Below are 10,769 nucleotides of genomic sequence, written 5' to 3'. Positions count from 1 at the left end.
TAATTCGGCTTTAAATTCAGGAAGTAACGTGGCATGATGTTTGGCATCAAAATAGCGTAAAGCGTTTTTTAAAGCTAATTTTTTTTCTTCTTCTGAAAGAATTTCTTTTCGCTTTGGCGCATGATTTATTGCTACCTCATACGGTTTTTGTTGTGGTAAAATATCTGGAATTCCTTGTTGTATTTGCTCTTTAAAGGTCATTTTTTTAAATTTTGTATTTTTAGATTTTGGATATTCAGAAATTTATGTTTGAAAATCGGTTGTCTAAAACTATTTTTTATTTCTTCCTGTTTTTTTGTCGAAACCATATGGGCAATGTCTACAGCCACTTTTACAGCAATATCCTCGCTTTAAATGATGTTTTTCTGTAAAACATTTATATCCTTCAGGAGTAAAATAAAAATCTTCTCCTTCTATTAAATTTTTTGGATTTATTTCATTGTTCATATTCGCAAATTTAGGAACTTTGCAGCAAATGATTGTATTAGTTTTTTAAATATTTAACTAATGAAACAATTATTTCTTTTTTATGAAATCAGAAAACCAGAAAATACCTATTCATTTTCCTAACGGAATTGAACTTTTTATCAAAAGAGAAGATCTATTGCATCCTGTAATTTCTGGAAATAAATTCAGAAAATTAAAATATAATTTAGCCGAAGCAAAACGATTAGGATATAAAAAATTGCTCACTTTTGGCGGGGCATTTTCTAATCATATTGTAGCTGTTGCAGGTGCTGGAAAAGAGTTTGGTTTTGAAACTATTGGAATAATTAGAGGCGAAGAATTAGAAGAAAAGATAAATGAAAACCCAAGTTTAGCAGTTGCTGAACAATTTGGAATGAAATTTGTTTTTGTTTCAAGAGATGCTTACAGGCTAAAAGAATCGCCCGAATTTTTAGAAGAATTGCAGTCTCAATTTGGTGATTTTTATTTATTACCCGAAGGCGGCACAAATGAATTAGCGATAAAAGGATGTGAAGAAATTTTATCTGAACTTGAATCGGAATTTTCTTATGTCTGTACTTCTGTAGGAACTGGCGGTACTGTTTCAGGAATTATTAATGGTTCTTCTTCTCATCAAAATATTATTGGATTTTCTTCCTTAAAAGGTGATTTTTTACAAAAGGATATTGTTAAATTTGCAAATCAAAATAATTGGACCATAAATTGTGAGTATCATTTTGGAGGTTATGGAAAAGTTACAAGCGAGTTAATTGAATTTATAAATTCCTTTTACATTCAATATGAAATTCCATTGGATCCAATTTATACCGGAAAAATGATGTTTGGTATTTTAGATTTGATACAAAATGATTTTTTTCCACCAAATTCAAAAATTTTAGCCATTCATACCGGTGGTTTACAAGGTATTGCAGGTATGAATTTAAAATTAGAAAAATCTGGAAAAACAAAGATAATAATATGATAAATAAAATTTTAATACTATTTTTTGCGCTGCTTTTAACAAGTTGTGGAGGTTCTAAAATCACTACTACTAAAGGAAAAAAGTATTCTAAAAGTTATCCTGTAGCTAAAAAGTCAACTGAAAAACCAACACCAGTAGCAAAATCTCCAACGAAGGAAAATCCTTCTGGTAGCGAAATATTAGTAGCAACATCTAAAGTAAAAGCTACAACAGAAGATGTAAAAAAATACATTGAAGATTTTAAAGAAACGGCAAAAAATAACATGAAGGCTCATGGTATTCCTGCAAGTATTACTATGGCGCAGGGTATTTTAGAGTCGGGTGCTGGATTTGGATCTTTAGCTAAAGAAGCGAACAATCATTTTGGTATAAAATGCCATACAGGATGGACAGGTGAGTCTGTAAAATACGATGATGATGCCGAACAAGAGTGTTTTAGAAAATATAAAGACCCCACCGAATCGTATAAAGATCATTCTGCTTTTTTATCTTCAAGAAAACGATATGAAAGTTTGTTTAAATTAGATAAAGGTGATTACGAATCGTGGGCAAATGGTTTAAAACAAGCGGGTTACGCAACAGATACGTTATATCCTTCAAAATTAATTGGTATTATTGAACGTTATGAATTATATAAAATTGACAATGAAGTTTTAGGAAGAAATTTTATTCCAAAACCAAGAGTTGTAACCCAAGTACAAGTTATTGGAGAGCATATCGTTGAAAAAGGGGATACATTATACTCGTTATCAAAAAAATACAATATATCTGTTGAGGAATTAAAAAGTTTAAATACTATTTTGGAATCCGGAATTTCAATTGGTCAAAAATTAAAAGTAAAAAAATAATGTTATATCAAAGAAGTAGTCAGTTATTTGTTGAAGCAAATGAAGTAATACCTGGTGGTGTTAACTCTCCTGTTCGAGCATTTAAAGGTGTTGGAGGTTTTCCAATTTTTATTAAGGAAGCTAAAGGAGCCTATTTATATGATGAAGACGGGAATAAATACATAGACTATATTAATTCTTGGGGCCCTATGATTTTAGGTCACGCTCACGAACCAGTAGTACAAGCTATTATTGAAAAGGCAAAAAAAGGTACTTCTTTTGGAACCCCAACTGAATTAGAAACTAAAATAGCTCAATTAGCCATTTCAATGGTGCCAAATATTGATAAAATTCGATTTGTTAACTCGGGTACAGAAGCTTGTATGAGTGCAATCCGTTTAGCACGAGGCTATACCAAACGAGATAAAATTATTAAATTTTCAGGATGTTATCATGGTCATTCCGATTCGTTTTTAATTGCTGCTGGAAGTGGATTAAGTACGTTTGGAGTGCCAAATAGTCCTGGAGTAACTGAAGGCACGGCTAAAGACACCTTGTTAGCTAAATATAATGATATAGAAAATGTTAAAGCGCTTTTTGAAGCCAATAAAAATGAAATTGCAGCAATTATAGTAGAACCTGTTGCAGGAAATATGGGGTGTATTCCTCCAAAAGAAGGTTTTTTATCAGGTTTAAAGCAACTTTGTGAAGAAAACGGAGCTTTGTTGGTTTTTGATGAAGTGATGACTGGATTTCGTCTTGCAAAAGGTGGTGTACAAGAATTGTATCAAGTTTCGGCTGATATAGTTTGTTTTGGAAAAGTAATTGGTGGTGGTTTGCCAGTAGGTGCTTTTGCAGCACGAAATGAAATTATGAATTTGTTATCGCCATTAGGTCCTGTATATCAAGCAGGAACGTTATCTGGAAACCCATTGGCTATGGCGGCAGGATATCAAATGCTTTTGGAATTAAATTCAGATAAAGAAATTTTCGCTAGATTAGAAGAAAAAACAGCTTATTTAGAGAACGGAATTCACAAAGTTTTGTCGGAAAATAATATTGAGTTTACTATAAATAGAGTAGGGTCGATGATTTCAGTACATTTTGATAAAAATAAAGTGTATGATTTTGAAACTGCAAAAAATGGAGACAACGAAAGATTTAAAAATTTCTTTCACGAATTATTAAAACGTGGCATTTATATTGCTCCCTCAGCATATGAAACCTGGTTTATTACTGATGCTTTAAGTTATGAAGATTTAGATTTTACGATTCAGTCAATTCAAGAAGTAGCAAAAATATTATAAAAAAAAGCCCGTTTAGTTAACTAAACGGGCTTTTTAAAAAATAATTTATTTTTAGTTTGTTAATTTTTTCAACAAACCTTTTTTATTTTCAATACTTTTCATTTGGGTTTCAGTAAAAGTAGCTCTTAATTTTGCTTCAATTATATTCGCTAATTCAATTTTTCCATCAGCAGAAAGGTTTTCGTTTAATCTTGAAAATTTGTATTCAAATAATCCTGTTAAGGCTAAGCTTAAGTTTTCATCTATAGTTACCACTTCCAAAAGTGCTACTAAGTTTTTTTTAGCTTCAACTTTCTCGTCTACTTTTTTAAATGTTTCTTGAGCATTAGCATTTACTGTAAAAGCTAAAAACAAAACAAGAGCGCCTAATAAATTTTTCATTGTTAAATTTTTTAATAGTTTTATCAAAAATAAAAAATATTTTCAATACCAAAGCTTTTTTTACAAATAATTATCTTTTTTTTTATTTTTTTAAGTAAGTATAAGAATTTACTCTTCTGCTTTTTTTTCTGCATTTTAATTAAAATACGCCTTCAATTTTTATCTCTATTTCGAATATTTTGTATCTTTGTATTGTGAAAAAAATAGCTATTTTAATTACATTTTTATTTCTGGTAAAACCTGTTTTACCAGTTTTGAGCTATTTTGTTAACTATGAGTATATTGCAAATGAGCTTTGTGAAAACCAAGACAAGCCAGAAATGGAATGTAATGGTAAATGTCATTTAAAAAAGGAATTGGCAAAAGCTTCCTCAGAAGAAAATTCGAATTCAAAAGATAAAAAATCAGTAAATAAACAAGAAATAGAAGTGCTTTTTTATCAAAATACTATTTATTTTGAAATCAAAAAAAGTGTTTACAAAGTAGCTGCTATTTCTACTCATTATTTTAATAACTATTTTCATTTAAATAGTTCTCAGATTTTTCATCCACCCACTAAATTAGTTTAAATACAAAAGATTTTCCGTTTTTTCTAATCGGAAACGACACTTATGTCCAAAAAATAATGTTTGAAACTATTCAAGCATCAATTATCTATAATTTAAACTAAAATAAATGAAATTTCAATTAAAAAATAGTATAGCAATTTTAGCTATAGCTTTCGTATTCAATTCTTGTAATAATGATGATGCACCTGCAGCAGCAATAGACGAAAAAGGTAATTTAAAAGTAGAGTTTGACAATAAATATGGTAGTGCAGATTTAGCATTTGCTACTAACTATACAAACTCTAATGGAGAAGTTATTAAAGTTAGCAAAGCAAAATACATTGTAAGCAATATAGTTTTAACAAAAACTGATAATTCAACTTATACAATTCCAAAATCTGAAAGTTATTTTATTGTTGATGAAGCGACAGCTACTAGTAGAATATTAAATTTACCAAATATTCCAGCAGGTGATTATAAAAGTATCAAATTTGGAATAGGAGTTGATCAAACGCAATGGGCACTTGGTGCAACAGGTCAAGGTAATTTTCTTACTCAAGCACAAACTGCAGGTATGATGTGGAGTTGGAGTGCTGGTTATAAATTTGTTGCTTTTGAAGGTACTTTTACTTCGCCTACGGTAACAACTGCAACAGATTATAAAGTTCATACTGGACAAACAGGAACAGACTATAATTACAATGAAGTAACATTAAATTTTCCAAACAATGCTTTAGTTAGAAGTTCAATTACTCCTCAAGTTCATATTATGGCAGATTTACAGCATATAATTGATGGAACAAATAAAATAAGTTTAACTACACAACCTACTATTATGGGAGGAAGTAAATTAGCTTTAGTTACTGCAAATTTAAGTAACATGTTTGAAGTACATCATGTGCATAATGATTAACATTTAATTAAAAAGACTGTCATTTTTTCTTATGACAGTCTTTTTTAATATTTATTCGATATGAAAGCAAAATATTTAATATTGCTTACGTTTTTGTCATTTTTTGGTTGTGAACATTCTGATGATGAGAGTGAATATGTGAATTTGCCTTTGAATCTTGTAGTTCCAAGTAATTTTCCACCTTCAACGTATAACACAATTAATAATCCTATTACTGAAAAAGGTTTCGAATTAGGAAAAAAATTATTTTATGATGGTCGATTAGCTTCAGATGGAATAATTTCTTGCGGATTTTGCCATATTCAGCAAGATGCTTTTACACATCACGGTCATTCATTAAGCCATGGTGTAGGAGATAATATTGGAACGAGAAATACACCTCCGATTCAGAATTTAGCATTTCAATCTACTTTTATGTGGGATGGCGCTGCGTCTCATTTGGATTTACAACCGATTATCCCATTTACCAGTCCGATTGAAATGAATGGTGATTTTTCAACTGCTATTGATATGATGAAATCTGATCCCGCATATGTTAAACTTTACAATCAAGCCTTTCCAGATAAACAAATTAATTCTGAAAATATGCTCAAAGCGTTGGGTCAATTTATGGCAATGATGGTTTCTTCAAATTCTCGTTTCGATAAGTATAGAAGAAATGAAACGGGAGGTAATTTATCTGTGCCAGAATTGCAAGGCTATGCTATTTTCAATCAAAAATGTGCCACATGTCATGCTACAGATTTGTTTACTGATAATTCATTTAGAAATAATGGTTTGCCAATTAATCCAACTTTTAATGATGTTGGGCGTTATAGGGTAACTCTTTTAGATGCGGATTTGTATAAATTTAAAGTACCCAGTTTAAGAAATATTGAACTTACAGCGCCGTACATGCATGACGGACGATTTTTTACTTTAGACGCAGTGTTAAATCATTATTCTTCGGGAATGGTAAATTCAACTACTTTGGATCCAAGTTTAAATTCGAATGGCACTTTAGGAATTCCATTGTCAAATCAAGAAAAAGCAAATCTTATTGCGTTTTTAAAAACGTTAACTGATAACGAGTTTATCACAAATCCAAAATTTGCTGAATATTAATAAATATACATTATGAAAAATATACTACTTGCTTTTTTTGTATCAACCATTTTACATGCTCACGAAAAGCCAAAACCAAATCAAAAATTTAGTTATAAACTTAGTTTACCAACAACTAATTATTTAAAAAAACACACGACTAAAAGTTTGTTTTTAGATGATTGTGATGGTTGTGGTTGTGGCGCAAGCGGAGGAAGTATGGGTTTTGCTTCAATGATTAATTCGAATTTTGTTGGTGTCCGCTATTTTAATCAACAATATAAATCTAATGATGGTTTATATTCAAACTCACCTTGGTTAAATGAAAATTTTAATACCGTTCAGGTTTGGGCCAGAGTACCTGTTTTTAAAAAGTTTCAAGTTTCAGCTTTAATTCCTTATCATAATCATGAGCGTGAAACCCAAAGCGAAAATCAATCTATTAGTGGTATTGGTGATATTACAGTTTTGGCATTAACCACCGTTTTTAAATCAAAAACCGATACGGTTTCGACTTCATTTAAACACAATTTACAAGTAGGTATGGGTGTTAAACTTCCTACGGGCGCTTATAAGCAAGCAAATTCAGGAAGTGTAAATCCAAGTTTTCAATTAGGTACTGGGAGCTGGGATGTACTTTTAACATCTGAATATGTAATAAAGAAAAAGAAATTCGGATTAAATAATATGATTAACTATATCATAAAAAATGAAAACGAAAAATACTATCGTTTTGGAAATCAGTTTAATTATGCATCTACTATTTTTTATTTATTTGAGAATAAAAAATTTGCATTTGCCCCTCAAGTTGGAATTGCTGGTGAATTGTATGAAAGTAATTATCAATACAACCAAAAAGTAAAAAATACTTCAGGCGATGTTCTTTTTAGTAAATTTGGCTTTGAATTAGGGTATAAAAAATGGTCGTTTGGTTCTAATTTACAGTTGCCAATAAATCAAAATTTAGTGGGTGGTTTAGTTGAAGCTACCTCTAGATGGAGTGTAAATGTCAATTTTAAATTATAAAAAAAAAGCGGCTAAATAAATGTAGCCGCTTTTTTTATATGTTTAAGATGTTTATTATATTATTTCAATTTTCATTGAATCATCACTATTTTCAGCATCTAAAAAACCTTGTTCTTGCATCCAGTCATCACTATAAATTTTACTCATATAACGCGATCCGTGGTCTGGGAAAACAACTACTACATTACTGCTTTCGTTAAATTCTCCTAATGCGGCGTATTGCTTCACTGCTTGAAATGCAGCGCCAGATGTGTAACCTACAAATAATCCTTCGGTTTTTGAAATTTCTCTGGCTGTAATAGCACTTTCTTTATCAGTAACTTTTATGTATTGATCAATAATGTCAAAATCAGTAGCTGTTGGAATTAAATTCTTACCTAAACCTTCAATTTTGTATGAATAAATTTCCTTTTCGTCAAACTCTTTGGTTTCGTGGTATTTTTTTAAAACGGAACCGTAAGCATCTACACCTAAAACTTTAATAGCTGGATTTTTTTCTTTCAAATATCTCCCAATTCCAGAGATAGTTCCACCAGTACCACTACACACGACAACGTGAGTAACTGAACCATTTGTTTGATTCCAAATTTCTTTTCCTGTACTGCAATAGTGCGCTTCAATGTTTAAATCATTAAAGTACTGATTGATGTAAATTGAATTTGGTGTTTCTTTATGAATTTTTTTTGCCACTTCATAATAGCTTCTTGGATCATCTGCAGCAACATTTGCCGGACAAACATATACTTTTGCGCCCATACTTTTCAGCATATCAATTTTGTCTGGTGACGATTTATCACTCACCGCTAAAATACATTTGTATCCTTTAATGATGCTAATCATAGCTAAACTAAATCCTGTATTTCCTGAAGTTGTTTCTACAATAGTTGCACCAGGCTTTAAAATGCCTTTTTCTTCAGCACAATTGATAATATGTAAGGCTATTCTATCTTTTGCAGAATGTCCGGGATTAAAAGCTTCTACTTTGGCATAAAAATTACCGGTTAATCCAGCTGCAATTTTATTCAACTTTATTATTGGCGTATTACCAATTAAATCAATTACTGAATTATGGGCGTTTATTTCGTTTTTCATTTTTCATTTTTCTTTTTATCACAAATGTAAAGTGATAATGCAAATTATTTTTTAATTGCTTCTAAATCAAATAAGAATGCAAACTCTTTGGCTAATTCTTTTAACGCTTCAAATCTTCCAGAAGCTCCACCGTGACCCGCATCCATATTTGTGTCTAAAAATAATTGTTTGTTGTTGGTTTTCAATACTCTTAATTTTGCAACCCATTTTGCAGGTTCAAAATATTGCACTTGCGAATCGTGTAAACCTGTTGAAACATACATATTTGGATACCCTTGTACTTTTACTTGATCGTATGGTGAATAGGATAGCATATAATCATAATATTTTTTTTCATTCGGATTTCCCCATTCGTCGTATTCTCCAGTTGTTAATGGTATCGTGTCGTCTAACATCGTGGTAATCACATCAACAAAAGGTACTTGTGCAATCACACCATTATACAATTCTGGAGCCATATTTACAATTGCTCCCATTAACAAACCTCCGGCAGAACCACCTTCAGCATATAAATGCTCGGTAGATGTGTATTTTTCGGCTATTAAATACTTACTACAATCGATAAAATCTGTAAACGTATTTTTCTTTTTTAATAGTTTTCCATTCTCATACCATTCTCTTCCTAAATCTTCTCCACCACGAATGTGCGCGATAACGTAGATGAATCCTCTATCCATTAAACTTAATCGAGTACTTGAAAAATAAGGATCCATTGAAGAACCGTATGAACCATAAGCATATTGTAATAACGGATTTTTTCCGTCTTTTTTAATGCCTTTTCGGTATACCACACTCATAGGAATTTTAGTTCCATCAGTTGCGGTAGCCCAAATTCTCTCTTCAATATAGTTGTTTTTATCGAATTTTCCGCCTAAAACAGCTTGCTCTTTTAAAACGGTTTTTTCTTTAGTTTTCATATTGAAATCAATCACAGAAGAAGGCGTAGCCATAGATTGGTAGCCATAACGCAACACATCTGTGTCAAAATCTACATTAGAAGTGGTGTAGCACGTATAGGTTTCGCTACTAAATGGCAAATAGTAATCGCCAGAGCTATCCCAAGGTTTAATTTGAATTTTATTTAAACCATTTGAACGTTCTTCCACTACTAAATAGTTTTTAAAAATTTCAATGCCTTCTAATAAAACATCTTTCCTATGCGGAATTAAATCGGTCCAATTTTCTTTTGATGTAGCATTCTCAGGTGAAGTCATCAATTTAAAATTGGTCGCTTTATCGGCATTGGTTAAGATGTAAAAAGTGTCTTTATAAAACGAAATAGAATATTCTAAACCACGAGTTCTCGGTTGAAAAATTCTGAATTTTCCATCTGGATTATTCGCTTCTAAGATTTGATATTCGGTTGTAAGCGTACTTCCAGAACCAATTATGATGTATTTTTTAGATTTTTCTTTATACACAAACGTACTGTAGGTATCGTCCTTTTCGTGAAAAACCAACACGTCTTCAGATGCATTTGTGCCTAATTTATGTTTGAAAATTTTATCAGAACGAAGCGTTTGTGCATCTTTTCCAGTATAAAAAAGCGTTTTATTATCGGTAGACCAGCTGGAACCACCAGTTGTGTTTTCAATTTTATCTGAAAGAATTTCGCCAGTTTCTAAATTTTTTATGTGAATTGTATATTGTCTTCTTGATACTAAATCCAGTCCAAAAGCTACTAATTTGTTGTCGCCACTCACACTCATTCCGCTTAAATTGAAATAAGATTGTCCTTTTGCCATTTCATTACAATCGAATAAAATTTCTTCTTTCGCATCTAAACTTCCTTTTTTTCTGGCATAAATTGGATAATCTTTACCCGTTTCAAAACGTGTGATGTACCAATATTCATTATAAAAATAAGGAACAGAACTGTCGTCCTCTTTAATTCTGGATTTCATTTCAGCAAACAAATCGTTTTGTAATTGTTTGGTATGCGCTGTTGATTTTTGGTAATATTCGTTTTCTTTATTTAAATAGTCAATTACTTCTGGATTTTCTCTTTCGTTTAACCAATAGTAATTATCCGTTCTTACATCTCCGTGTTTTTCTAACTTTTTTGGAATTATTTTTGCAATTGGTGGTTGAATGGTTTTCATTTTTTGATTTTGGTTTTGTGATTGTATTTTTGCGGTAAATATCAGTAAAACTGATGCTAAT

At 31.0% G+C, this 10,769-nt stretch carries 11 protein-coding genes and 1 pseudogene; 7 read left to right on the top strand and 5 right to left on the bottom strand.

Features of this window, described 5'->3' with window-relative positions; translation table 11 throughout:
• Both ACIQ11_RS05525 and ACIQ11_RS05520 read right to left on the bottom strand, forming a co-directional pair.
• A pseudogene (locus tag ACIQ11_RS05525) lies at positions 1–201 on the bottom strand (urocanate hydratase); the annotation flags it as partial.
• Positions 202–270: 69 nt separating this feature from the next.
• Positions 271–447, bottom strand: coding sequence for a DUF5522 domain-containing protein (locus ACIQ11_RS05520; RefSeq protein WP_291241207.1), 177 nt, complete (start codon positions 445–447; stop codon positions 271–273).
• A gap of 82 nt (positions 448–529) precedes the next feature.
• On the opposite strand from ACIQ11_RS05520, the gene ACIQ11_RS05515 reads away from it, so the two are divergent.
• The 3 genes from ACIQ11_RS05515 to hemL are packed head-to-tail and all read left to right on the top strand — an operon-like array spanning position 530 to position 3,563.
• A complete protein-coding gene (locus ACIQ11_RS05515; RefSeq protein ID WP_396153563.1) occupies positions 530–1,429 on the top strand; it encodes a 1-aminocyclopropane-1-carboxylate deaminase/D-cysteine desulfhydrase in 900 nt (299 codons plus the stop codon).
• The gene (locus ACIQ11_RS05510; protein ID WP_396153561.1) at positions 1,426–2,277 is read left to right on the top strand and encodes a glucosaminidase domain-containing protein; all 852 of its coding nucleotides are present in this window, start codon (positions 1,426–1,428) and stop codon (positions 2,275–2,277) included. The genes ACIQ11_RS05515 and ACIQ11_RS05510 overlap by 4 nt, the downstream gene beginning before the upstream one ends.
• Complete coding sequence (gene hemL, locus ACIQ11_RS05505; RefSeq protein WP_396153559.1) at positions 2,277–3,563, top strand: glutamate-1-semialdehyde 2,1-aminomutase; 1,287 nt, start codon at positions 2,277–2,279, stop codon at positions 3,561–3,563. The genes ACIQ11_RS05510 and hemL overlap by 1 nt, the downstream gene beginning before the upstream one ends.
• Positions 3,564–3,614: 51 nt before the next feature.
• Here the strand turns inward: hemL and ACIQ11_RS05500 are convergent, their stop codons facing one another.
• Positions 3,615–3,944, bottom strand: a complete 330-nt coding sequence (locus ACIQ11_RS05500; RefSeq protein WP_396153557.1) for a hypothetical protein — start codon at positions 3,942–3,944, stop codon at positions 3,615–3,617.
• Positions 3,945–4,138: 194 nt separating this feature from the next.
• Between ACIQ11_RS05500 and ACIQ11_RS05495 the strand changes: the two genes are divergently transcribed.
• The 4 genes from ACIQ11_RS05495 (at position 4,139) to ACIQ11_RS05480 (ending at position 7,514) form a co-directional block, all read left to right on the top strand.
• Positions 4,139–4,513 carry a hypothetical protein gene (locus ACIQ11_RS05495; RefSeq protein ID WP_396153555.1) on the top strand — a complete coding sequence of 125 codons (375 nt, stop codon included), beginning with the start codon at positions 4,139–4,141 and terminating at the stop codon, positions 4,511–4,513.
• 106 nt (positions 4,514–4,619) lie between these two features.
• Positions 4,620–5,405 carry an MbnP family protein gene (locus ACIQ11_RS05490; RefSeq protein ID WP_396153552.1) on the top strand — a complete coding sequence of 262 codons (786 nt, stop codon included), beginning with the start codon at positions 4,620–4,622 and terminating at the stop codon, positions 5,403–5,405.
• A 60-nt stretch (positions 5,406–5,465) separates the two neighbouring features.
• The gene (locus tag ACIQ11_RS05485; protein ID WP_396153550.1) at positions 5,466–6,509 is read left to right on the top strand and encodes a cytochrome-c peroxidase; all 1,044 of its coding nucleotides are present in this window, start codon (positions 5,466–5,468) and stop codon (positions 6,507–6,509) included.
• A gap of 12 nt (positions 6,510–6,521) precedes the next feature.
• Positions 6,522–7,514, top strand: a complete 993-nt coding sequence (locus tag ACIQ11_RS05480; protein ID WP_396153548.1) for a transporter — start codon at positions 6,522–6,524, stop codon at positions 7,512–7,514.
• Between the two features lie 54 nt (positions 7,515–7,568).
• Here the strand turns inward: ACIQ11_RS05480 and ACIQ11_RS05475 are convergent, their stop codons facing one another.
• Both ACIQ11_RS05475 and ACIQ11_RS05470 read right to left on the bottom strand, forming a co-directional pair.
• Entirely contained in the window at positions 7,569–8,606 is a 1,038-nt protein-coding gene (locus ACIQ11_RS05475; RefSeq protein WP_396153546.1) for a PLP-dependent cysteine synthase family protein, read from the bottom strand.
• A 44-nt stretch (positions 8,607–8,650) separates the two neighbouring features.
• The gene (locus ACIQ11_RS05470; RefSeq protein WP_396153565.1) at positions 8,651–10,708 is read right to left on the bottom strand and encodes a S9 family peptidase; all 2,058 of its coding nucleotides are present in this window, start codon (positions 10,706–10,708) and stop codon (positions 8,651–8,653) included.
• Between the last annotated feature and the right edge of the window lie 61 nt (positions 10,709–10,769).

The organism is Flavobacterium sp. (genome assembly GCF_044361065.1).
In the GTDB taxonomy this organism is placed as follows: domain Bacteria; phylum Bacteroidota; class Bacteroidia; order Flavobacteriales; family Flavobacteriaceae; genus Flavobacterium.
This window is presented reverse-complemented; position numbering and strand designations above follow the sequence as displayed.

What these genes read in the sequence shown, in the direction of transcription:
- ACIQ11_RS05485 (WP_396153550.1), top strand. Translation starts at nt 5,466, where the DNA reads ATGAAAGCAAAATATTTAATATTGCTTACGTTTTTGTCATTTTTTGGT.
- ACIQ11_RS05500 (WP_396153557.1), bottom strand. Translation starts at nt 3,944, where the DNA reads ATGAAAAATTTATTAGGCGCTCTTGTTTTGTTTTTAGCTTTTACAGTA.
- ACIQ11_RS05470 (WP_396153565.1), bottom strand. Translation starts at nt 10,708, where the DNA reads ATGAAAACCATTCAACCACCAATTGCAAAAATAATTCCAAAAAAGTTA.
- ACIQ11_RS05480 (WP_396153548.1), top strand. Translation starts at nt 6,522, where the DNA reads ATGAAAAATATACTACTTGCTTTTTTTGTATCAACCATTTTACATGCT.
- ACIQ11_RS05490 (WP_396153552.1), top strand. Translation starts at nt 4,620, where the DNA reads ATGAAATTTCAATTAAAAAATAGTATAGCAATTTTAGCTATAGCTTTC.
- ACIQ11_RS05515 (WP_396153563.1), top strand. Translation starts at nt 530, where the DNA reads ATGAAATCAGAAAACCAGAAAATACCTATTCATTTTCCTAACGGAATT.
- ACIQ11_RS05510 (WP_396153561.1), top strand. Translation starts at nt 1,426, where the DNA reads ATGATAAATAAAATTTTAATACTATTTTTTGCGCTGCTTTTAACAAGT.
- hemL (WP_396153559.1), top strand. Translation starts at nt 2,277, where the DNA reads ATGTTATATCAAAGAAGTAGTCAGTTATTTGTTGAAGCAAATGAAGTA.
- ACIQ11_RS05475 (WP_396153546.1), bottom strand. Translation starts at nt 8,606, where the DNA reads ATGAAAAACGAAATAAACGCCCATAATTCAGTAATTGATTTAATTGGT.
- ACIQ11_RS05520 (WP_291241207.1), bottom strand. Translation starts at nt 447, where the DNA reads ATGAACAATGAAATAAATCCAAAAAATTTAATAGAAGGAGAAGATTTT.